Below are 22,865 nucleotides of genomic sequence, written 5' to 3'. Positions count from 1 at the left end.
GGGCAGACGGCAGGAACCGGAATGCAGAACGAGAAACTTCAGATCCGCAATTCCTCGACATCGCTTGCAGCGCTCGCAGGGCTTGTCGGGCGTTATTCCAATCCGGAGTTTTCGATTGCCCCCGGTGGCCATGTTCAGACGATTTCAGCTGGTTATTATACGGTGACCGGGCTTTCCCGGCATGTTCGCCTCGGTGACTTTGTCGCCCACAAGAGCGCGACGGGCATTCATCTTGGCGAAGTCGTCAAGGTCGAGCTGGAAACGGTTGTCGTCTGCCCCATCGAGCCGGGCGACCCGATCGGCATTCATGACACCGTGATCCGCAAGGGCGCTTTCCGCATCGCGCCGACAGAATCCTGGTGCGGCCGCACGATCAATTCGCTCGGTGAGCCGATCGACGGTCGCGGCGTGCTGCTGCAGGGCGATATTCGCCGATCGATTTCCAATACGGCGCCGCCATCGATGACCCGCAAGCGCGTCGAGCATGGCTTTCGCACCGGTGTCCGGGCGATCGATATCTTTTCCCCGCTCTGCCTCGGTCAGCGTCTCGGCGTCTTCGCGGGCTCCGGCGTCGGCAAATCGACGCTTCTGTCGATGCTCGCCCGCGCCGATGCCTTCGACAAGGTTGTCATCGCGCTGGTAGGCGAACGCGGCCGTGAAGTGCGCGAATTCATCGAGGATACGCTTGGTGAAAACCTCGGCAAATCGGTTGCTGTGGTGGCGACCAGCGATGAAAGCCCGATGCTGCGCAAGATGGCGCCGCTGACGGCCATGACGATCGCCGAGCATTACCGTGACCAGGGCGACAACGTCCTTTTGATTATCGACAGCGTCACCCGTTTTGCCCACGCCATCCGTGAGGTCGCAACAGCCTCCGGCGAACCGCCGATCGCGCGTGGCTATCCGGCATCCGTTTTCACCGAACTGCCGCGGCTGCTCGAGCGTGCCGGCCCGGGAGCTGAAGGGGCGGGCACGATCACCGCGATCATCTCCATCCTCGTCGACGGCGACAACCATAACGACCCGATTGCCGATTCGACCCGCGGTATTCTCGACGGTCACATCGTCATGGACCGCAGCCTTGCCGAAGAAGGCCGCTATCCGCCGGTCAATCCGCTTGCGTCGGTCTCGCGTCTCGCCCGCAAGGCCTGGACGCCGGATCAGGAAAAGCTGGTCGCGCGGTTGAAGTCGCTGATCCACCGCTTCGAGGAAACGCGCGACCTCAGGCTGATCGGCGGCTATCGGGCGGGCAGCGACCCGGATCTCGACATGGCGATCAAGCAGGTGCCGGTCATCTACGACATTCTGAAACAGACGCCGGGCGAGCGGCCGGCTTTCGATGCGTTCACCGACCTTGCAAATGCGCTGAAGGCGGCGGCGAACATCGGCCAGGCGCAGAACATGCGAAGGGGGTAAGGGGTGATGGATTACGAGGCCGACGAAATCGTGCCGCAGCGAAAGCGTAGCGAGCGTACGCCGCTGATCGACAAGGCCCTGGGCGCGACCGGTGTCGTCCTTGCTGCGCTTGCCACCTTCTTTCCCTGGTATGCATTCCTGCACCAGGACCAGTTTTCGTTGCCCTCGCTTTGGCAAGGCAACACTCGTGATGTGCCCGGTCGCGCCGGTTCCGGCGGTACCTCCTCGCCTTTGGCCATGACGGACCGCGATGCAGCGACCCAGGCGGCGATTGATCTGCTGACCACGGCGACGGTTCCGGAGGGCGAGAGCAGGAAACTGGGCAGTGCTCCGGAAGATGGCCTGGAGCAGCCGTTCCCGGCGGCGACAGGCTTCAAGCTGGTTCATGTCGCAAATGGCCGCGCGCTGATCGAAGACAGCAGCGGCATGTACATTGTCCGGATCGGCTCGATCCTGCCGGACAACAGTCGTCTTGCCACACTGGAGCAGCGCGACGGGCGCTGGGTGATGATCACCTCCAAGGGCGAAATCCAGCAGGCTGAGTGATTCGGCCCTTCGACGATCCGCCGCCGTCAACCTTGCGCATTGCCGGTCCCGCGCGATGGTTTGTGGCTGCAAAGGTGCTGAAGCATGCCAAACCATTCCCCTCCCATCGTTTTTTGGTCCCGGATGAGCGTATGCAATGCGAAGCTGTCGCTTGAAAAGCGGTAGTTAGCGCCTGCAGCACACGGCTTTTCAATTCAGTCCCACGCAAGATTGCTTGCTTAGGTTCTCCAGCAACAAGCATGGAGTCGCATGATGCAACCTATACAGCTTTTTGACCTCGCGTCCCGGCAGGCGCAATGGCTGGCAGTCCGCCAGAATGTCGTCGCCGGCAATATCGCCAATGCCAATACGCCGCACTACGCTGCCAAGGACGTCAAGCCGTTCGAAAGCGTCCTGCAGGAAACCGGCTTTCAGATGGCAGCTACCAATCCCGCCCACTTCACTGATGGAAGCGCGGCGGCGCAGGTGACCGAAACCAGCATGATCAACGATGCCGAGGTCCAGCAGTCGGGCAACAGCGTCCAGCTGGAAGAGGAATTGATGAAAACCGGTGAAGTCAAGCGTGACTACGAGCTCAATACCGGGCTCGTGAAGGCGTTTCACCGGATGATGCTCATGACGGTACGGAAATAAGCGCGATGGATCCTCTGGTTTCAGCTCTCAAGGTTTCGGCTTCCGGTCTCGAAGCGGAATCGACGCGGTTGCGCGTCGTTTCGGAAAACATCGCCAATGCCCGTTCGACCGGCGACGCGCCGGGAACCGATCCTTATCGCCGCAAGACCGTCAGTTTCGCGGCAGAAATCGATCGCGTCAGCGGCGCTTCCACCGTCGAGGTCCAGCGTCTCGGAACCGACGATTCGGATTTCAACATCGAGTTCGATCCGGGCAATCCCGCCTCCGACGACAAGGGCATGGTCAAACTGCCGAATGTCAACGTGCTGGTCGAAATGGCCGACATGCGGGAAGCCAACCGCTCCTATGAAGCCAATCTCCAGACCACGAAGCAGGCACGCGACCTGATTTCCGCAACCATCGACCTCCTGAAGGCTTCGCAATAATGATCAACGCAATCGAGACCATCAGCGCGGCGATTTCGACCGTCAAGGATACGACGAGCACATCGAGCACCTCGTCGGCACAAGGAATCCTCGGTGGTGCGGCAACGGCCGGCACCTCGCAGAGCTTTGCCGACGTCATGGGCAGCATGGCGGTCGAGATGACCAACAGCTTGAAGAAGTCGGAAGCGGCTTCCATCCAGGGCATCCGTGGCGAGGCCAATACCCGCGAAGTCATCGACGCGGTGATGAATGCCGAGCAGTCGCTGCAAACCGCCATCGCCATCCGCGACAAGGTGGTCAGCGCCTACCTCGAAATCGCACGCATGCCGATCTAAGGAACAGATAAAATGAAGGCTCTTTCCATCGCCGCGACCGGCATGAACGCCCAGCAGCTGAACCTGGAAGTGATCGCGAACAACATCGCGAACATCAACACCACCGGTTACAAACGGGCGCGGGCGGAGTTCTCCGACCTTCTCTACCAGACCGAGCGCGCCCAGGGCGTACCGAACCGCGCCAACCAGGCGATCGTGCCGGAAGGCGCCAATGTCGGTCTCGGCGTCCAGACGTCCGCCGTGCGCAATCTGCATCTGCAGGGCAGCCTCGTCAGCACCGGCAATGACCTCGACTTGGCTCTGATCGGCCGCGGCTGGTTCCAGATCGAGACCCCGGACGGCGAGACGGCGTATACCCGCGCCGGCGCCTTCAACACCAATGCCGACGGCCAACTCGTCACCATCGACGGCTATACGGTCATCCCGGAAATCACCGTGCCGCAGAATGCGAGCGAAATCACCGTCAGTTCGTCCGGTCAGGTCACTGTCCGTATCGGCAACGACACCGTTCCGCAGGAAATCGGCCAGCTGACGATCGCCAACTTCGTCAACGAGGCGGGCCTCGAGCCACAGGGCGATAATCTGTTCAAGCAGACGCCGGCCTCCGGCGAACCGGTCATCGGCACGCCGGCCGATCCGGGCTACGCGCAGATCAAGCAGAAGTATCTCGAAGCGTCGAACGTCGATCCGGTCAAGGAAATCACCGACCTGATCTCCGCCCAGCGCGCCTATGAAATGAACTCGAAAATCATCCAGGCCGCCGACGAAATGGCCGCGACGGTCAGCAAGAACCTGAGATAAAAGAGGAATGGCAAACATGACGTTTCGCCGGACTGCCAACGCATCGATATTGACAGCTGCTGCCACCCGCGGAGGATTTCTTCTGCGGGCGCTGGCGGTGACCGGTTCTCTTTGCACCTGTCTGATGTCGCCTGGCCTGGCACACGCCGAAAAGCGCATGGCGGTCATTCCCGTCCAGACGATCTATCCCGGCGAAATCATCGATGCCAACCGCCTCGACGAAGTGGAAGTGACGAACCCGTCGCTCACCGGCGACTACGCGACGTCCACGGACCAGGTCATCGGCAAGGTGACCAGCCGCACGCTGCTTGCGGGGCGCGTCATCCTCGTGTCGGGCCTGCGCGATCCCTATGCGGTGGAGCGCGGCAAGGCGGTGCGGATCGTTTTCAGCAACGGACCTCTGACGATAACGGCCGGCGGCGCTCCGTTGGAGAACGCCGCGGTCGGCGACCTGATCCGCGTGCGCAACACGGATTCCGGCATCATCGTTTCCGGAACGGTGATGGAAGACGGAACAATTCATGTGGTGGCAAAATGATCTCTCGTTTCGGCAAATCGTGCCTGGCCTTCATCGCGGTCTTCGCCATGGCGATCATGCCGGTCGCGGCTGCCTCGCGCATCAAGGACGTCGCCTCGGTGCAGTCAGGACGCGAAAACCAGCTGATCGGCTACGGCCTCGTCGTCGGCCTTCAGGGAACGGGCGACAGCTTGCGTTCCTCGCCATTCACCGCGCAATCGCTGCGAGCCATGCTGCAGAACCTCGGTATCTCGACGCAGGACGATGAATCGCGCGCGAAGAATATCGCCGCGGTTCTGGTCACCGCCAATCTGCCCCCCTTCGCGAGCGCCGGCAGCCGCATCGACGTGACCGTCGGATCGCTCGGCGACTCCACCTCGCTTCGCGGCGGCACGCTGGTCATGACCTCGCTTTCCGGAGCCGATGGTCAGATCTATGCGGTAGCGCAGGGATCGGTCGTCGTCACGGGGTTCAATGCACAGGGGGATGCGGCTTCGGTGACGCAGGGTGTCACCACGTCAGGCCGCGTCCCGAACGGTGCCATCATCGAGCGCGAATTACCGGCGAAGTTCAAGGATGCGTTCAATCTCGTTCTTCAGCTGAGAAACCCCGACTTCTCGACCGCCGTCGGCATGGCGGCAGCGATCAACCGCTACAGCAAGACCCAGTTTGGCGGCAATATCGCTCAGGCGCAGGATTCCCAGACGGTTGTCATCGACAAGCCGAAGATGGCCGATCTCTCCCGCCTGATGGCCGATATCGAAAACCTCGTCATCGAGACCGACGTTCCCGCGCGTGTCGTCATCAACGAGCGTACCGGTACGATCGTGATCGGGCAGGACGTGCGGATCAACAAGGTTGCCGTCAGCTACGGCACGCTGACGGTCCAAGTGAGCGAGACGCCGACCGTCGTGCAGCCGGAGCCCTTTTCGCGCGGCGAAACGGCGATCGAGCCGAACACGACCATCGACGCGGCACAGGACGGCGGAACCGTCGCCATTCTCGACGGGTCGAACCTGCGATCTCTCGTCGCCGGGCTCAACAGCATCGGTGTGAAGCCTGACGGCATCATTTCCATTCTCCAGGGCATCAAGACGGCCGGTGCCCTCCAGGCGGAGCTCGTATTGCAATGACCGCACCTCGTCCCTCTGCTCAAGCGAACAGCCTGCGCCGCCGCCTGATGATGCTGGCGGCCGGTTGCACCATGCTTGCCATGCCCGGCGCCTTCGCGCAGGAAGTCGCAGCACCGGCGGCAGCCATTCCGGCGAATGGCGACGAAATCCAGCAATTCTGCACCAATATTGCCGATGCCGCCCGCGACCAGCGTTACCTCTTGCAGAAGAAGGATCTGGAAGAGCTGCAGGCCAAGGTCGATGCCCGCATCGCCAAGCTCGAGCAGCGCCGCGCCGAATACGAGGACTGGCTGAAGCGCCGCAACGATTTCCTGAAGCAGGCCGAGCTCGGCCTCGTTGATATCTACAAGACAATGAAGGCGGATGCGGCTGCAGGGCAGCTCGAGCTGGTCAATCCCGCCATCGCCGCGGCGATCGTCATGAAGCTGCCCCCGCGTCAATCGAGCCTCATCCTCAGCGAGATGAGCAGCGACAAGGCGGCCGTCCTAACCAACATTATTTCCAGCGCCAGCGATTCAACAACATCGAAGGAACCGTCATGAGATATCCGCTTTCGGTCCTTCTCGCTGCCAGCCTGTTGTCGGGATGCCAGAACCAGACGTTCAATGAAATCGGCAGGGCACCTTCGATGAGCCCGATCGGCAGCGGCCTGCAATATGCGCAGACACCGCAGATGGCGATGTATCCGAAGGAGCCGCGCCAGGTCGCCAACGGTTTTTCGCTCTGGAGCGACAATCAGGCGGCGCTGTTCAAGGATGCGCGCGCTCTCAAGGTCGGCGACATCCTGACCGTCGATATCCGCATCGACGACAAGGCCTCGTTCGACAACAAGACCGATCGTAGCCGGACCAATGACAGCGGGTTCAACATCGGCGCCAACGGCCAGTCCGAATCGAGCGATTTCGGCTGGAAGGGCGGCCTCGACTACGGTTCGAACACCAAGACGAAGGGGGAGGGCACGACCGAACGGTCTGAAAAATTGGCTCTGCTCGTCGCGGCGGTCGTGACCGGAGTGCTCGAAAACGGCAACCTTCTGATCAGTGGCTCGCAGGAAGTGCGCGTCAACCACGAGATCCGCATTCTCAACGTGGCTGGTATCGTCCGGCCCTATGACGTCGATGCGAAGAACATGATCTCCTACGACAAGATCGCCGAGGCACGCATTTCCTATGGCGGCCGCGGCCGTCTGAGCGAAGTGCAGCAACCGCCGTGGGGCCAGCAGGTCATGGACATCGTCTCGCCGATCTGACGGCGCTCGCCGCGTCCCGCGGCACAACACGAGATGGATTTGAACATGGAAGATCTCGACACGGCTTCGCCTGCGCCCAAGGGGTCATCGAAGGTGATGACGATCGCTGCGCTTGTCGTTCTGACGCTGTTGGCCGGCGGTGGCGGATGGATGGTGGGCGGCGCCCTTGCGCCAAAGCCGCTGAGTGTGGAAGAAGCCAAGATGATCGAGGAGGCGAAAGCCGCAGTTGCCAACAAGAAAGCCAAGGAGGCGGGCGGCGAAGAAGGCAACAACAAAGACGAAGGTTTGCCGCGGATATCCACCGAAGCCAACGGCGTCGTTCAACTCGACGCGATCACGACCAATCTTGCTTACCCTACCGAAAACTGGATACGGCTCGAAATCGCGCTGCTTTTCAAGGGCGCACCTGACGTCGCCATGGCCGAGCAGATCCATCAGGATATTGCGGCTTACATGAAGACCGTGTCGCTGCAGCAGATCCAGGGGCCGCGCGGATTTCAGTATCTGAAGGATGACATAGAAGAACGGGTTGACCTGCGCTCCGAAGGGCGCGTAACCAATGTTATCTTCAGGACATTCGTTATTCAATGATTCGGACCATCGCATTCATAGCCGCCATGATGGCGATGTCGGGTATCGCGGGAGCGCAGGGCTTTCCTGCTGACATCCTGAAAACACCCATCGACGGCTCTGTTGCGTCCTGGATCATCCGCACGTTCGGCCTTCTGACCGTCTTGTCGGTCGCGCCGGGTATCCTGATCATGGTGACGAGCTTTCCGCGCTTCGTCATTGCCTTTGCCATCCTGCGGTCCGGCATGGGTCTCGCCACCACCCCCTCGAATATGATCATGGTCAGCCTCGCCCTGTTCATGACTTTCTACGTCATGGCGCCGACCTTCGATCGTGCCTGGCAGAACGGCGTCAATCCGCTGCTGCAGAACCAGATCAACGAAACCGAGGCGATGACGCGCATCTCGGAGCCGTTCCGGGAGTTCATGCTCGCCAATACCCGCGACAAGGATCTGCAGCTCTTCATCGACATTGCCAGGGAGAAGGGCCAGACCGTCGTCGTCGACAGCAAGGTCGATCTTCGCGCCGTCGTGCCGGCCTTCATGATTTCGGAAATCAGACGCGGTTTCGAGATCGGCTTTCTGATCATGCTACCGTTTCTGGTGATCGACCTGATCGTCGCGACCATCACCATGGCGATGGGCATGATGATGCTGCCGCCCACCTCGATCTCGCTGCCGTTCAAGATCCTTTTCTTCGTGCTGATCGATGGCTGGAACCTGCTCGTCGGCAGCCTCGTGCGGTCTTTCAGCTGATCTCATTGACGTGGTTAACGGACGGTCAATTTCCGACCACGCGTGCGCTTGGGTGGAATAAATCAAGCCATTGAATTATATGTAGAAATTGAAGGTCGAATTGGTTCGGCTGTGTTCGTTTATTAAATGAGTAATAGCTAATATTGCGATTGCGTTTAAACAAATTGCAATGTTTGCCTGCGACATTACCCTCACATGACGGATTTGGACCGCCTGACGAACAGGTGGCCGAGTGGCATGATGCCGAGCCGTCATCACCGGTAAGTATTTTAGTCCGGTATGTCCCCCAATCTTGTATTTTGTATCTAGAGGGACAACCCCATGACAAGCATCCTGACGAACTCTTCTGCAATGGCAGCGCTCTCGACGCTGCGCTCCATCAGCTCCGACATGGAAACGACCCAGGGTCGCATTTCTTCCGGTCTGCGGGTTGGCGACGCTTCCGACAACGCTGCCTACTGGTCGATCGCAACGACCATGCGTTCGGACAACAAGGCTCTTTCCACGGTTCAGGACGCTCTCGGTCTCGGCGCTGCCAAGACGGACACGGCCTATACCGGTCTGAACGCCGCCATCGACGTTGTTTCCGAAATCAAGTCCAAGCTGGTCGCTGCCCGCGAACCGGGCGTCGACAAGCTGAAGATCAACAAGGAAATCACCGAGCTCAAGAACCAGCTGGTTTCGACGGCAACTTCGGCTTCCTTCTCCGGTGAAAACTGGCTCTACCGCGACGCCGGATCTGCCGCCGCCCTCGGCACGAAGGAAATGGTCGGCTCGTTCACCCGCGGCGCCAATGGCTCGGTTGCGGTCGGCGTTCTGGAATTCGACGCTTCGACGTCGGTTCTGATCGACACCGTGGACTCCTCGCTCGGTCAGCTGACCAAGGCTATCTCGGTCGAGCAGGGCACTTCTGTCGGCACCGGTACCGCCAACGCCACCTACCACCTCGTTCTCGCTTCCGGCGGTACGGCTCCGACCGGTTCGACCCTCGTTGCTCTGACCTCCACGACTGCTGACGCCGACGTCGAAGGCATGATCAGTGCCGTTGACGCCATGCTGACGAGCCTGACCGACTCGGCTGCGACGCTGGGCGCCACCAACACCCGCATCTCCATGCAGGATGAATTCATGGCCGACCTGATGGACGTGATCGACAAGGGTGTCGGCCGCCTCGTCGACGCCGACATGAACGAAGAGTCGACCCGCCTCAAGGCCCTGCAGACACAGCAGCAGCTCGGCATCCAGGCACTCTCGATCGCCAACTCGGACTCGCAGAACATCCTGTCGCTGTTCCGTTAATCGAAAACGGCGCGGGGCGGTCATCCCCCCAAACGGCCGCTTCGCGACCTCCAGAAAACCGCATCTCGCAAGAGGTGCGGTTTTTTCTTGGCCGTCAAAAATTAATTTCCGCCTTTAGGTTTTCTTTAACCATGTTGGTGTTTTCTATGACCATCGAAACGGCGGGTTAACCAAGAAATTTAACGCGTTAGCAGGCATGAAGCTGGCTGCTGTTTCCCGGGTAACGACCGGAATGTCCCTTCCATTTCACCTGTTCAAAAGGGGCAGTTTACTATGACGAGCATTCTCACCAATTCGGCTGCAATGGCAGCACTCTCCACCCTGCGTTCGATCAACGACGGCATGGAAACGACCCAGGGTCGCGTTTCTTCGGGCCTGCGCGTCGAAACGGCTGCGGACAACGCCGCTTACTGGTCGATCGCAACGACCATGAAGTCGGACAACAAGGCGCTCTCCACGGTTCAGGACGCTCTCGGTCTCGGCGCTGCCAAGACGGACACGGCCTATACCGGCCTCGACAACGCGATCGACGTTATCTCCGAAATAAAGGCCAAGCTGGTCGCTGCCCGCGAACCCGGCGTTGACAAACTGAAGATCAACAAGGAAATCACCGAGCTCAAGAACCAGCTGGTCTCGACCGCCCAGTCGGCTTCCTTCTCCGGTGAAAACTGGCTCTACCGCGACTCCGGATCTGCCGCCGCCCTCGGCACCAAGGAAATGGTCGGCTCGTTCACCCGTGGCGCCAACGGCGCGGTTGCGGTTGGTATTCTGGAATTCGACGCTGCCACCTCGGTTCTGATCGATACCGTGGACTCCTCTCTCGGTCAGTTGACCAAGGCGATTTCCATCGAGCAGGGTACGGCTGTCGGCACCGGTACCGCCAACGCCACCTACCACCTCGTTCTCGCTTCCGGCGGTACAGCTCCGACCGGCTCGGTGCTGGTTGCGCTGACTGCAACGACCCTGGACGATGACGTCGAAGGCATGATCAGCGCCGTTGACGCGATGCTGACTAGCCTGACCGATGCCGCCGCGACGCTGGGCGCCACCAACACCCGCATCTCCATGCAGGACGACTTCATGGCCGACCTGATGGACGTGATCGACAAGGGTGTCGGTCGTCTCGTCGACGCTGACATGAACGAAGAGTCGACCCGCCTCAAGGCCCTCCAGACGCAGCAGCAGCTTGGCATCCAGTCTCTCTCGATCGCCAACTCCAACTCGGAAAACATCCTCTCGCTCTTCCGTTAATCGGATCAGGGAAACGACAAAGCCGGCGGGAATCCCCCGCCGGTTATCCAATAGGCCGCGTCCCGCAAGGGGCGCGGCTTTTGCGATTTTTGTGCTCTGGCTGTCACCGGCGTTAAGGATTCGGCAATTCAGGTTTATTTTCGTTCATTTTGATTACCCACTTGCTAACGACGTTAAGTGTTTGTTAACCATGTGACCGTTAAGTGTTCGTTAAGAGCGACAGGCTGCCCTTGGGCTAAACATGGGGCAGTTTGCATGACGCTGGTCCCGTCGCTACCGGTCATCAATCCGGAATGTTCCGTTTAATTTTCGAACTGGGGCAATGACCAATGACCAGCATCCTCACCAATTCTGCGGCGATGGCCGCCCTCCAGACATTACGTTCGATCAACACGAACATGGAAGACGTGCAGAGCCGCATCTCCTCCGGCTATCGCGTCGAGACTGCAGCGGACAACGCCGCCTACTGGTCGATCGCGACCACGATGCGATCGGACAACGCCGCCTTGTCGACCGTTCAGGACGCGCTCGGGCTGGGTGCTGCCAAGGTCGACACATCCTACGCCGGCATGAGTTCGGCAATCGACGTCGTCTCCGAGATAAAGGCAAAGCTGGTCGCCGCGCGCGAACCGGGCGTCGACAAGACCAAGATCAACAAGGAACTCAGCGAACTCAAGAACCAGCTCGCATCCGCTGCCGAATCGGCATCTTTCTCTGGCGAAAACTGGCTTTACAACGACACGACGACACCGGCGGGAACCAAGTCGATCGTGGCGTCCTTCAACCGTTCGACCAATGGTTCGGTTTCCGTCACGACGCTGGATTACGACACGGCTGAGTCGATCTTGATCGACACCCAGGACGCCTCGCTCGGCCAGCTCACCAAGGGCGTCGCCGTCGAGCAGGGCACTGCTGTCGGCACCGGTACGGCTAACGCGACCTATCACCTTATCCTGGTTTCCGGCGGCACCGCGCCGACCGGCTCGGTGCTGGTCGATCTCACATCCGCGACCCTCGATGTTGATCTCGAAGGCATGATCAGCGCCGTCGATGCCATGCTCAGCAACCTGACGGACGCCGCATCGACCCTCGGCGCCATCACCAGCCGCATCGACATGCAGGAAAACTTCGTCGCCAACCTGATGGACGTGATCGACAAGGGTGTCGGCCGTCTGGTGGATGCCGACATGAACGAAGAGTCAACGCGCCTCAAGGCCCTGCAGACGCAGCAGCAACTGGGCATCCAGGCTCTCTCGATCGCCAATACCAACTCCGAAAACATCCTGCGCCTGTTCCAGCAGTAAGTTTCCTCTTCGCGCACGGAACGGTGGGCAAAGTTCCGGGCTGCGTCATTCTAGCTCATCGCCGCCCCCTTGTGGGGCCGCGACCAAGTCTTTCCGCCGTGCCGCCGGTCATCGGTGTGGTTGGAAACGGTTGGACCGCGCTAATTGCCCGAGCGCGGTCCAACACCTCATAGCAGGTCTCGATGATAGGAGCCTGTCATCGAGACCTCTCATTACATTTCCGACCTACATTTTCGCACAAGTTTGGCTGGGTAGTCTCCAACCGCAACCATCCTCGTCCGGGTTGCCAGGCAATATGAATATTGTGCTGCCGTTGTATGCGGCCTGCGCCACCGGGCTCTCCGGGCGGCGAGCCGGTACCGATTGAAAATGTTCGGGCCGTGCGGCGTTGCCGTTACGCAGGGTCCTGAAGGAGACATTCCGGAAGTGTCACAGTCGATTGTTTTCAGGCCCGTTAGCCAAATGCCGCCAGCAACCGAAAAGGGGGCGGGCCAAGCCGTGACCGAAACGATGGCCTGTACCGCGGGAGGCATCCGATGAGCGCTTCCATTTCCCGCTACCTCAAGGATTTCAGCGCTCCCAAGGTCGATCTCTCGATGGTTCCGCCGCGATATTTCCCGGACCTCGATGACGACTTTCCAGCCGACGGTGCTTTCGCCATGAAGCAGCAGGCCGAACCGCAGATCGATATCGAGGCAGAGCGCCGAGACGCATTCGCACAAGGGCGCCGGGAAGCGGAAGCCGAGCAGCTTTCGTTGCACGCAACGGAAATCGCCGCGCTCACCGCGCGCCACGCTGCAGAACTGGAGGCCATGCGCATACGCTGCGACAATGAAATCGCAGCGATGATTTATGATCGCTTCTCCGACATGGGGTCCCAACTCGCCACCATGCTTTCCGGCCAGACGGCGCGTGTCTTGGCACCTGTGATGGACGAGGTGCTGCTGAGCAAATCCGTCGATGATCTGGCGCGCATGATCGCCCACTCGGTCGGTGCCGGCGAGGGCGCCAAAATTACGGTGAAGGGGCCTTTAACTCTGTTCGAGGCGCTTAAACGTCGTCTCGACGATGAAACACTGATCTTCCGCCATCAGGAAACTGCCGATATCGACCTCTCGGTTGAGTTCGGCGATTCGATCCTGGTGACACGAATGGCTGCCTGGGCCGATACGGTCAGGAAGGTGCTGGCATGAGCGAGAACGAAAGCCACCACCATGGCAAGAACGAAATCATCATCGTCAAGCGTCATGGCGGCAACCACGACGGTCATCATGGTGGCGCCTGGAAAATCGCCTATGCCGACTTCATGACGGCGATGATGGCGTTCTTTCTCGTCATGTGGCTGATCAATGCGGCCAACCCTCAGACCAAGGCAGCACTTGCCTCCTATTTCAACCCTGTGCAGCTCACCGATGCCAAGCCGTCCGAAAAGGGCGTCAAGCAGCCGGCCAAGGACGCCAAGGGTGAAGAAGACCAGATGAAGTCCAAGGTAAACGGTACCGAGACGCGGACCGGCGGTTCGGCCAAAAATGGCGATGACCTGACGGCGACGTCGGGTGAGGAAACCCAGTATTCCGACGCCGATTTCTTCGAAAATCCCTATTCGGTCCTGTCCGAAATCGTCAACGAAACGGGCCGCAATGCCAATATCAGCGCCAAGGGCGATGGTGGCGCGTCTACCTCCGGTCCGGCGACGGGCGCAGAGGGCGGCGAGGCCTATCGCGACCCGTTCGATCCGGATTTCTGGACGAAGCAGGTCGAACTGCAGAATGCTGAAAAGGGCGGCGACAGCCTCGAGGCTAAAGCCGGAGATGGGCCGGCCGACGCTTCGAAAGAGGCCGCCTCGGTTACCGCTCCACAAGGCCAGTCCGGCGCGGCAATGAAAGACCAGGCTGCTCAGCCCGAACAGGTTATGTCGGCCAACCCCGATGACAATGCCGCCAAGGCCTTGAAGGCCGAGATCGAGAAGGAAATCGGTGGGTCTGCCGGCAAGCTTGCCGAAGGATTGCTGGTGACGCCGACGGAGGGCGGGCTTCTTGTCACGATCAGCGAGCAGGCAGACACGCCGATGTTCGGTGTCGGCTCGGCCGTACCTGAAAAGGACATGGTCATCGCCATGGAGAAGATCGGCAAGCTATTGTCCGAGCGCGCGGGCGCGATCGCTATCCGCGGCCATACCGACGGCCGTCCTTTCAAGAAGGGCGTCTACGATAATTGGCGGCTCTCTTCCGACCGTGCCCAGAGCGCCTATTACATGCTCGTTCGCGGTGGTCTCGCCGAAAGCCGTGTCAGCCAGATCAGCGGCTTCGCGGACAAGCGTCTCCAGGTTCCGAAGGATCCGCTGGCACCGGCAAACCGGCGTATCGAAATCCTGCTGCAGACAAATCAGGGCTGACCGATGCTGAAGGCGATCCGCAACCTCTTTCTCGGCGCCTGTGCCATCGGGGCACTTCCGGGCCTCGCGGCGCATGCCGGCGCTCTGGAGGATCTGGCGCCGTACAAGATGCTGCGGTCCCTGCAGTATATCCAGGATTCGATCGTGCTTGGTGATCATTCAGCCGGCGAGATGCAACGTTTCATGCTCGGCGCGATCGACAAGCGCCTGCGATCTGCGGATCCTTCCGTTTTCGATGACCCGAGAAACGTGGACGCAGCTTTCATCTACGCGATGAGCGGCGGCAACCCGGAAACGCTGTCCTATCTTGCGGACCGCGATATTGAAGGCAATTTCGACAGCCGCGTCGTCGATGCGCTGAGCCACTACCTCGCCGGCAAGGGCGGGCTTATGGTCGAGAACCTCGAGAAGGCCATTCCGGAATACCGGAACGCGCGGATTGGCCCCTATCTTTATCTGGTTCTCGGCAACGGCACGGCGCAGCAGGACCCCGCCGCATCGATGAGAGACTACGATTGGGCGCGGCTGACGGCGCCGGGCACGAATATCGAGGAAGCCGCCTTGCGGCGGTCGATCGCGCTGGCGACCCGTGGCCACATGCCGGACAAGGGATTTGCCTATTCCCTGTCCTATGCGCGACGTTTCCTGACATCTCCTTATGCCAGTCAGTTCGCCGATGTCTTCGTCGAATTGGCGGTCGCAAACTACGCCGAACAGGATAAGATCCAGGAAATTCTCGGTTTCATGGACAGACCCCGGCAGCGCGAGGTCTATCTGCGCATTGCCCGGCGCGCGGCTATCGGCGGTATGCAGGAACTCGCGACCCTTGCCTCCCGGCGTGCCCAAGCACTTTCGGACGTCGCCGATGGAGGCCCAAAGGCGCTGGCCAACCTCTATTCCGGGCTCGCCGGCGTTCCGTCCCAGGATATCCTCGAAGCGGTGAAGGGGATCAACTCCATCCCTGACGCGGAGCTCTCTCCGCGTGACCGCGCGTTGCGTGAGGCCGCAACAGTCGTCGCACAGGAAGTGTTGCGTGCGCCCGATCCAGAAAGCCTGGCACAAGCGTCCGTTTCTAATGTCGCTTCCGAAATCAGTGTGGGGGAAAGCGGACCGGAGACGGGCAGCGGCGAAAGCCCATTTGCTGCACCGGCGTCCGGTGCGGTCTTGAGTGCCGCGCAAGCGGGAGAGACACAGCCGATGACAGCATTAGAAGCGAGCCCGCCCGATCCGGTTCTCGATGCATTTCTGAGCACAGGTCGCTCGAAACTCGACGAGATCGATTCTCTCCTGAAGGGGGAAGACTAGAAATGGCATTTGTGGACGACAGCCTTTTGGGCACGGCCCCGATCCGCTCAGCCAAGTCTGGCGGCAAGCAAAACGAAGCGGACGCGGCGGGTCAGCGTTCGGCTTTCGAAAATGCCTTTGCCGATGCCGGCAAAAAAAAGCAGCCGATGATTTCGATCAGCGGAAAGACGGCGACGGAAACCGGCACGCAGGCGCCGACGACCGCTGTCATCACGACCGATGCCGTGTCCATTGGCGATACCGTCGCGCTCGAGCTGGACAACTCGCTGTCCTTGCCCGGTTCGGAAGGTGACGGTGAGATGAAGTCCGCGCTGGCAAGCACCAATGCCGCTTTCCGTGCTGCTGCGAAGCAGATGCTGATGCCGCAGAGCGGGAAAGAGCCAACCGTTGAACAGGAAGCTCCGGGCCGACAGTTCACTTTGACGCCTTCCGAGGACAAAGCCCGTCTCCTGGCCTCCATCGGTCTAGCCAATCTTGGCGTGGATGCGACAGCCGGTGCCGGTGAGACACTGGATGAGCAGGCTGGCGAAAAGTTGAAGGGCCTCTTGAAGGATCCGAAGGCGCAGCTCTCGAAACGCAGCGATGCCAAGGCAGCGACGTCGGACGAAACATTGCAGGCGAATTCATTCGACAACGCCGATGCGGCGATGGATACCGCGCCCGCCGATGTTAGCCATCTGCTTGCGCTCCTTGGCGCCGCGCAGAAGCCGACGGACGCCGGCACAACGGCGCAGGCGGACACAACGCCGATCCTGTCCGAGTTCCAGGCGCTGGCCGAGAGTGCCGGCAAGACCAAGGCAGCTTCGAAGGACGCCGCGGCGGCGAAAGCGCCGGTCCGCTCGGAGGCTAACGTCAACGCCGTCCAGGACGCTGCGCAGGCAGGGTCAGATCAGCTGTTCCGCTTCGCCCGCGCAGGTGGCAAGGGTCAGGTTCTGTCCATGAATGTGGCGTCGGATGAGGACAAGGCAGGCGCCGCGTCAATGACAACTGCCAAGACAGAAACCGTGACTGTCGTTGAAGCGCGCCGCTATCTCGGCCTGGCACCCACCAGCAATGCGTCGGCGATAACGAGCCAGATCGCTAGCAATCCGGAATGGGTGAACGCACTCCAGCAGAGCACGGCGGCTTCGGCTCCGCTGACGGAGGCTTCTACCGGCAAGGTTCTCAACACGCTGAAGATCCAGATGCATCCGATCGATCTGGGCACAGTGACGGCCACGCTGCGGCTCAAGGACGACGAATTGCAGGTTGAGTTGAAGGTGGAGACCGGCGACGCCTTCCGCCAGCTCCGCGACGATCAGGATGCGATGGTGAAGGCGCTTCGTGCGCAGGGTTTCGCCGTGGATCAGGTCAGCGTTGTCTTCAACAACTCGGATAGCTCCAGCGGCAACAATCCGCAGGAACAGTCCCAGATGGGCCAGCAAGGCCGAGAGGCAGCCGGAGACGGTCCGGCCCCGGGCAGGGAGCAGCGCAACGGTAGTGGCAGCCAGGAACAGGGTGGCGGAAGGTGGACGGGCAATGAAGGTACGAGCGACGGGTCTTCTGGTGCTGAGCCTGGCCGGACTGGCGACGTCTATATGTAACGCTGAAGCCAATACAGGCGCTTGCGAGAGCGAGATCGCGGCCGCCGCCGCGAAATACCGGATTCCGGCCGGTATTCTTTATTCCGTTGGTCTGACGGAAACCGGCCGCAAGGGATCGCTCCAGCCTTTTGCCATGAACATCGAGGGGAGGGCCTATTTCGCCAACAGCGCCGAAGAGGTGTTGCAGCGATTTGCCGCCGCCCGTGCGCAAGGAGCCAAGCTGATCGACCTCGGCTGCATGCAGATCAACTACCATTTCCACGGCGAGAATTTTGCCTCGCCGGACGAGATGCTGAACCCGAGGAAAAACGTCGAATACGCCGCCCGCTTCCTAGCTAATCTCCATGCCAGGCACGAGACCTGGACGATGGCCGTTGCCCGGTATCATGCCGGCCCCAACAATGACCCCGCGCAGAAGAAGTATGTCTGCCGCGTGATCGCAAATCTGGTGGCTACAGGCTATGGAAAGTGGACGCCAAACGCCTCGAATTTCTGCCGTTGACGCAACCTTAAGGAGATTCCCCCTGATCTTTTTATGCGCCGTCTAATTGCGTCAACATTGCGTTCGAAAAATGACCGCAAACGCTTTTCTTAATGAAGCGTTAACGTTTCCTCATAAATTTTAGTGTCCCATTCTGGCGTACGTACTACATATAGATCAAATCGGTACAGAAATCTTAATCTAGTATTAATTTCAGCCATTAACTTCCCATAGTTGTTCAGGAATCCGCCGATTCGTATCTCTTGTCCCATCGAGGCACCATACTGATTCGGAGGCGGACGAATGATCGTAGTGGTTGATGAGCGAGAGCTTGTGAAAGACGGATATACTTCACTGTTTGGACGGGAGGGCGTGCCCTCTACAGGGTTCCATCCAAGTGAATTTGGCGACTGGGTTTCAACAGCGGCGGACACCGATATCGATGCCGTCGAGGCGTTTCTGATCGGCCAGGGCGAGAAGGCGATGAGCCTCCCCCGTGCCATCCGGGACCGGTCTTCGGCGCCGGTGATCGCCATCAGCGATTCTCCCTCGCTGGAGACGACATTGGCGTTCTTCGACTGCGGCGTCGACGACGTGGTGCGCAAGCCGGTTCATCCCCGGGAAATCCTTGCCCGCGCAGCGGCCATCCGCCGCCGCCTCAAGGCCTTGGCGAACTACACCGACATAGGCCCGATCCGGGTTTTCTCCGACGGCCGGGATCCGGAATTGCATGGCGAAGTTTTCGCCCTTCCGCGCCGCGAGCGCCGTATTCTCGAATATCTGGTCTCCAACCGCGGACGGCGTGTGTCCAAGACCCAGATCTTCAACGCCATCTACGGCATTTTCGATGAGGACGTCGAAGAGAACGTCGTGGAAAGCCACATCAGCAAGCTGCGCAAGAAGCTGCGCAAGCGGCTCGGCTTCGATCCGATCGATTCCAAGCGGTTCCTCGGCTATTGCATCGACTGGAGCTGAGGACTGTCATGTCGGCGGTTTCGGATGTGGCGGCATCCGATCCGGCCTCCCAAGACAGGTTCACGCAAGGCCCACTTCCTAGAGTTGCCATAACGACGAAAACGAGGATCGGACATGAGTCTTTTCGGAATGATGCGAACCGGTAGTTCCGGGATGAATGCTCAGGCAAACCGCCTCAGCACCGTCTCTGAAAACATCGCCAACGCCAATACAACCGGTTATAAACGGGCATCGACGGAATTCTCGTCCCTGATCCTGCCATCAAGCAACGGCGCCTACAACTCCGGCGGCGTTGAAACGAAAGTCCGCTACAGCATTTCCGAGCAGGGCCCGACGACCTTTACGACGTCCGGCACCGATATGGCCATTAACGGCGGCGGCTTCTTCATCGTTTCGGGCGAAAACGGCTCGAACTTCCTTACCCGCGCGGGCGCCTTCGTTTCGGATGGCGACGGTAATCTGGTGAATTCCGCCGGCTACACCCTGATGGGTTATGAATACGAAGAAGGCGTCGACCCGACAGTCGTCGTCAACGGCTTCGACGGTTTGACGAAGGTCAATCTTTCGTCCGACGGTCTGATCGCCTCCGGCTCCACCACGGGTTCCATGGGTGCCAACCTCAACTCGGCGGATGTAGTCGGGGTAACGGATCCGTCGACCACATCGCTCAGCGTCTTCGACAGCCAGGGCAATGCGCGTCTGCTTGATTTTACCTACACAAAAACCGCCGACAACACGTGGACGCTGGACGTGGTAGATCGTGAAACCGCAGCGTCGCTCGGCACGGCAAATCTCGTATTTAACGCCGACGGGAGTCTGGCGGCCGCATCCGACACCTCCGTAACGACGACTGCGATAAGCGGTATACCAGGCACCGGCGCCGACCTTGCATCGCTGACCATCGACCTCAGCAAGACCACACAGCTCGGCTACAAGTTCAATCCGGATGGCGGCTCCATTGACGGCAATGCGCCGAGCAAGGTGACTGGCTTCCAGATCGACGACGAAGGCATAGTCTACGTCAAATACGAGAACGGCGATCTCGATCCGCGCTACCGCGTGGCGCTTGCAAACGTTCAGAGCCCCGACAACCTCGTCCCACAGTCGGGCAACGTCTATTCGCAGGGGGTGGATTCGGGCGTCATCGTCACGGGTTTCGCCGGTTCCGGCGATTTCGGCAGCATCCAGTCGGGCGCGCTTGAAGGCTCGAACGTCGACATCGCCAACGAACTGACGGCGATGATCGAATCCCAACGCAGCTACACAGCGAACTCGAAGGTCTTCCAGACTGGCGCCGACCTGCTCGACGTTCTTGTGAACCTGAAGCGGTAATTGAAAGTACAGGCTCTGCCATGTCTCTGTCATCTGCGATAAACACCGCAAATTCGATCTTCAGCAACACGGCGCAGCAGACCGCGATCGTGTCGAAGAACATCGCGAATGCCAGCAATTCGGACTATTCGCGGCGGTTGGCAATGCTCGGCACCAGCCTGAATGGAGCGCAGGTTGTCTCCATTCAGCGGGCGCAGAATGATGCATTGCTCAAGCAGAACATTGTCAGCATCTCCCAGGCTTCCGCGCAGGGCACACTCTTTGCGGGCCTGGAGACGCTGAAATCCTCGCTCGGCGGAAACGACTACGAAACGTCGCCTTCCACCTATCTGGCGACGTTTCGCGACAGCCTGCAGACATTCGCTTCAACGCCGGGCAACACGACGATAGCGGCAACGCTGGTGTCGGATGCAAACGACCTGGCGAACTCGCTTAACAAGACTTCGGCTGCGGTTCAGGACCTGCGGCTGGAAGCCGACAAGGAAATCGCCAGTTCGGTCAATACGCTGAACGGTTTGCTGGCCGATTTTGAACAGGCCAACAACGGCGTCCTGACAGCGACCGCTTCGGGTGCGGATGCCAGCGAAGCGCTCGATCAGCGCGACAAGCTGCTGCGGCAGATTTCTGAGATCGTCGGCATTTCGACAGTGTCGCGGGCAAACAACGACACTGTCATCTACACGTCCGACGGCACGGTTTTGTTCGAAAATACGGCCCGCAGCGTCACATTCGCTTCAACCGCCGGTTTCGGCGCGACGACGGCGGGCCAGAAGATTTTCATCGATGGCGTTCCGGTGGCGGCCGGTACGGGCGGAAACACCTCCGGCGAAGGAAAGCTTTCAGCACTGCTGCAATTGCGTGATGAGATCGCGCCGAAATTCCAGTCGCAGCTGGATGAAGTTGCGCGCGGACTGGTGGAACTGTTCAAGGAAGACGACGGCACGACCGTCTTGCCCGGTCTTTTCACCTGGACGCCGACGACGCCGCCCGCGACCGTGCCCGTCGCCGGAACCGTGGAGCCAGGTATCGCCGCCACGCTCCAGGTCAATGCGCTGGCGCTTTCTGATCCGCTGCTCGTTCGCGACGGTGGTTTCAACGGCGTTACTTATATCCAGAACACGGGTGGCAGCGCGGGCTATTCAGACCTGATCGACAGCTATGTCGCCGCCATGGGCGGTAACCTGGCCTTCGATACGGCGACAGGTCTTGACGGCGATAGCACCATTCTGGATTTCGCAACGTCGTCCGTCGGTTGGCTCGAAGACCTGCGCAGCAGCGCTTCCACCGCGAATGACAACAAAACGGCGCTGCTGTCCCGCACCCAGGAAGCGCTGAACAACGAGACTGGCGTCAGCATGGACGAGGAACTCTCGCTGCTGCTCGACCTGGAACAATCCTATAAGGCATCGGCCAAATTGGTCAGTACCGTGGACGCCATGATGGCGGCCCTGCTGGAAGTTGTGAGGTAATCATGAAGACGTCCTTCGTTTCGAACCTGGCTGTCCAAAATGCGATGCGGCTGACGATCCAGCAGTCGCAGGCGGAAGTGGTCAAGTTGCAGGAGGAAGTCACGACCGGTCGTCACGCCGATGTCGGCGTGGCTCTCGGCGGCTCAACGTCGCGCTCCCTCGACCTCCAGCGCGAAATGGCGCGGATGAAGACGCTGAACACCACCAACGCCGTTGTCACGCAGCGTCTTGCCGCGTCACAGGAGGCACTTGAGACGGTCGCCGATGCGGCCCAGTCCATCAACAAAGTGCTGATCGGCCTGAGCGGAAGCGAAGCGGCCGATCAGTTGGCGATCGCCAAGACGGAGGTCACCAATGCTCTTTCGATCTTCAGCTCGGCGCTGAATACCTCTTTCAACGGAGAATACCTCTTCTCGGGCGTCAATACCGACGTGAAACCAATTGCCGATTACAACGATCCCGCCGTCTCAGCTGCGAAGACAACCTTCGATACCGAACTTGCGACCTACATGTCGGTAAACGGCATCGCATCGATGAGCGACTTTACGCAGTCGCAGATGGACGACTTCATCACGAATACGCTCGAACCCTTATATATGGGGACGCAGTGGACAACCGATTGGTCTCAGGCATCCGACCGGACCATGACGAGCCGTATCTCGACAACTGAGGTTGTATCGAGTTCGACAACCGCCAATTCCGGCGGAATGCGCAAGTTCGCGCTGGCGAGTGTGATTGCCACGGAACTGCTTGGCGCGGCTGTCAGCGCCGAAGTCCGCGCCACCGTCAGCACCGCGGCGATGGGCTATATCGGCGAGGCAATTTCCGGGATCGACGCGCAACGCAGCGATCTCGGTATTTCCGAGGCACGGGTGAAGAAGGCCAATACCGCGCTCGAAGCACAGATCGAACTCGTCACGACGCATATTTCCGATCTTGAGGGGATCGATACCTACGAAGCGTCGACGCGCATGAACACGCTGCTGACGCAGATCGAGACTTCTTACACGCTTACCTCGCGGCTTCAGCAGTTGAGCTTGATCAATTTCCTCTGATGCGGCGGGGACCAGGACAAACATGAAGGATGTCTG

24 protein-coding genes are annotated in these 22,865 nt (G+C 59.9%); all 24 read left to right on the top strand.

Features of this window, described 5'->3' with window-relative positions:
* Window positions 1–21: 21 nt before the first annotated feature.
* The 24 genes from fliI (at window position 22) to ACSQ2Z_RS18695 (ending at window position 22,829) form a co-directional block, all read left to right on the top strand.
* The gene (fliI, locus tag ACSQ2Z_RS18810; protein WP_436082602.1) at window positions 22–1,416 is read left to right on the top strand and encodes a flagellar protein export ATPase FliI; all 1,395 of its coding nucleotides are present in this window, start codon (window positions 22–24) and stop codon (window positions 1,414–1,416) included.
* 6 nt (window positions 1,417–1,422) lie between these two features.
* Window positions 1,423–1,962 (top strand): flagellar protein, encoded by a 540-nt coding sequence (locus ACSQ2Z_RS18805; protein ID WP_436082601.1) that lies wholly within the window; start codon window positions 1,423–1,425, stop codon window positions 1,960–1,962.
* Between the two features lie 252 nt (window positions 1,963–2,214).
* Window positions 2,215–2,595 carry a flagellar basal body rod protein FlgB gene (flgB, locus tag ACSQ2Z_RS18800; protein WP_436082600.1) on the top strand — a complete coding sequence of 127 codons (381 nt, stop codon included), beginning with the start codon at window positions 2,215–2,217 and terminating at the stop codon, window positions 2,593–2,595.
* Window positions 2,596–2,600: 5 nt separating this feature from the next.
* Window positions 2,601–3,020, top strand: a complete 420-nt coding sequence (gene flgC / locus ACSQ2Z_RS18795) for a flagellar basal body rod protein FlgC (protein WP_436082599.1) — start codon at window positions 2,601–2,603, stop codon at window positions 3,018–3,020.
* Window positions 3,020–3,355, top strand: a complete 336-nt coding sequence (locus tag ACSQ2Z_RS18790) for a flagellar hook-basal body complex protein FliE (RefSeq protein WP_436082598.1) — start codon at window positions 3,020–3,022, stop codon at window positions 3,353–3,355. The genes flgC and ACSQ2Z_RS18790 overlap by 1 nt, the downstream gene beginning before the upstream one ends.
* Before the next feature lie 12 nt (window positions 3,356–3,367).
* The gene (gene flgG, locus ACSQ2Z_RS18785; RefSeq protein WP_436082597.1) at window positions 3,368–4,156 is read left to right on the top strand and encodes a flagellar basal-body rod protein FlgG; all 789 of its coding nucleotides are present in this window, start codon (window positions 3,368–3,370) and stop codon (window positions 4,154–4,156) included.
* A 16-nt stretch (window positions 4,157–4,172) separates the two neighbouring features.
* The gene (flgA, locus tag ACSQ2Z_RS18780) at window positions 4,173–4,694 is read left to right on the top strand and encodes a flagellar basal body P-ring formation chaperone FlgA (protein WP_436082596.1); all 522 of its coding nucleotides are present in this window, start codon (window positions 4,173–4,175) and stop codon (window positions 4,692–4,694) included.
* Window positions 4,695–4,741: 47 nt separating this feature from the next.
* On the top strand, window positions 4,742–5,806 hold the full coding sequence (locus ACSQ2Z_RS18775) for a flagellar basal body P-ring protein FlgI (RefSeq protein ID WP_436083124.1): 1,065 nt from the start codon (window positions 4,742–4,744) through the stop codon (window positions 5,804–5,806).
* Between the two features lie 47 nt (window positions 5,807–5,853).
* Complete coding sequence (locus ACSQ2Z_RS18770; RefSeq protein ID WP_436083123.1) at window positions 5,854–6,348, top strand: MotE family protein; 495 nt, start codon at window positions 5,854–5,856, stop codon at window positions 6,346–6,348.
* On the top strand, window positions 6,345–7,055 hold the full coding sequence (gene flgH / locus ACSQ2Z_RS18765; RefSeq protein WP_436082595.1) for a flagellar basal body L-ring protein FlgH: 711 nt from the start codon (window positions 6,345–6,347) through the stop codon (window positions 7,053–7,055). The genes ACSQ2Z_RS18770 and flgH overlap by 4 nt, the downstream gene beginning before the upstream one ends.
* Before the next feature lie 45 nt (window positions 7,056–7,100).
* Entirely contained in the window at window positions 7,101–7,646 is a 546-nt protein-coding gene (locus ACSQ2Z_RS18760) for a flagellar basal body-associated FliL family protein (protein WP_436082594.1), read from the top strand.
* Window positions 7,643–8,380, top strand: coding sequence for a flagellar type III secretion system pore protein FliP (gene fliP / locus ACSQ2Z_RS18755; protein ID WP_436082593.1), 738 nt, complete (start codon window positions 7,643–7,645; stop codon window positions 8,378–8,380). The genes ACSQ2Z_RS18760 and fliP overlap by 4 nt, the downstream gene beginning before the upstream one ends.
* 321 nt (window positions 8,381–8,701) lie before the next feature.
* The gene (locus tag ACSQ2Z_RS18750) at window positions 8,702–9,679 is read left to right on the top strand and encodes a flagellin (protein ID WP_436082592.1); all 978 of its coding nucleotides are present in this window, start codon (window positions 8,702–8,704) and stop codon (window positions 9,677–9,679) included.
* A 273-nt stretch (window positions 9,680–9,952) separates the two neighbouring features.
* A complete protein-coding gene (locus ACSQ2Z_RS18745; RefSeq protein ID WP_436082591.1) occupies window positions 9,953–10,930 on the top strand; it encodes a flagellin in 978 nt (325 codons plus the stop codon).
* A gap of 329 nt (window positions 10,931–11,259) precedes the next feature.
* Complete coding sequence (locus ACSQ2Z_RS18740) at window positions 11,260–12,234, top strand: flagellin (protein WP_436082590.1); 975 nt, start codon at window positions 11,260–11,262, stop codon at window positions 12,232–12,234.
* Between the two features lie 536 nt (window positions 12,235–12,770).
* Window positions 12,771–13,427, top strand: a complete 657-nt coding sequence (locus tag ACSQ2Z_RS18735; protein WP_436082589.1) for a hypothetical protein — start codon at window positions 12,771–12,773, stop codon at window positions 13,425–13,427.
* Entirely contained in the window at window positions 13,424–14,629 is a 1,206-nt protein-coding gene (locus tag ACSQ2Z_RS18730) for a flagellar motor protein MotB (RefSeq protein WP_436082588.1), read from the top strand. Before ACSQ2Z_RS18735 ends, ACSQ2Z_RS18730 begins: the two co-directional genes overlap by 4 nt.
* Window positions 14,630–14,632: 3 nt before the next feature.
* Complete coding sequence (motC, locus tag ACSQ2Z_RS18725) at window positions 14,633–15,934, top strand: chemotaxis protein MotC (protein WP_436082587.1); 1,302 nt, start codon at window positions 14,633–14,635, stop codon at window positions 15,932–15,934.
* A 2-nt stretch (window positions 15,935–15,936) separates the two neighbouring features.
* The gene (gene fliK, locus ACSQ2Z_RS18720) at window positions 15,937–17,517 is read left to right on the top strand and encodes a flagellar hook-length control protein FliK (RefSeq protein ID WP_436082586.1); all 1,581 of its coding nucleotides are present in this window, start codon (window positions 15,937–15,939) and stop codon (window positions 17,515–17,517) included.
* Complete coding sequence (locus tag ACSQ2Z_RS18715) at window positions 17,453–18,019, top strand: transglycosylase SLT domain-containing protein (RefSeq protein WP_436082585.1); 567 nt, start codon at window positions 17,453–17,455, stop codon at window positions 18,017–18,019. Before fliK ends, ACSQ2Z_RS18715 begins: the two co-directional genes overlap by 65 nt.
* 282 nt (window positions 18,020–18,301) lie before the next feature.
* Window positions 18,302–18,973, top strand: coding sequence for a transcriptional activator Rem (gene rem, locus ACSQ2Z_RS18710; RefSeq protein ID WP_436082584.1), 672 nt, complete (start codon window positions 18,302–18,304; stop codon window positions 18,971–18,973).
* Window positions 18,974–19,087: 114 nt separating this feature from the next.
* On the top strand, window positions 19,088–20,305 hold the full coding sequence (locus ACSQ2Z_RS18705; protein ID WP_436082583.1) for a flagellar hook protein FlgE: 1,218 nt from the start codon (window positions 19,088–19,090) through the stop codon (window positions 20,303–20,305).
* 20 nt (window positions 20,306–20,325) lie between these two features.
* Window positions 20,326–21,774: a flagellar hook-associated protein FlgK gene (gene flgK / locus ACSQ2Z_RS18700; RefSeq protein ID WP_436082582.1), complete on the top strand. Its 1,449-nt coding sequence runs from the start codon at window positions 20,326–20,328 to the stop codon at window positions 21,772–21,774.
* 2 nt (window positions 21,775–21,776) lie between these two features.
* Window positions 21,777–22,829, top strand: a complete 1,053-nt coding sequence (locus ACSQ2Z_RS18695; RefSeq protein WP_436082581.1) for a flagellar hook-associated family protein — start codon at window positions 21,777–21,779, stop codon at window positions 22,827–22,829.
* The last annotated feature ends 36 nt before the right edge of the window (window positions 22,830–22,865 follow it).

Origin of the sequence: Pararhizobium sp. LjRoot235 (assembly GCF_964254145.1) — a bacterium.
GTDB lineage: Bacteria > Pseudomonadota > Alphaproteobacteria > Rhizobiales > Rhizobiaceae > Pararhizobium.
Note: the sequence above shows the minus strand (reverse complement) of the source record. Positions and strands in the feature narration are given on the sequence as shown.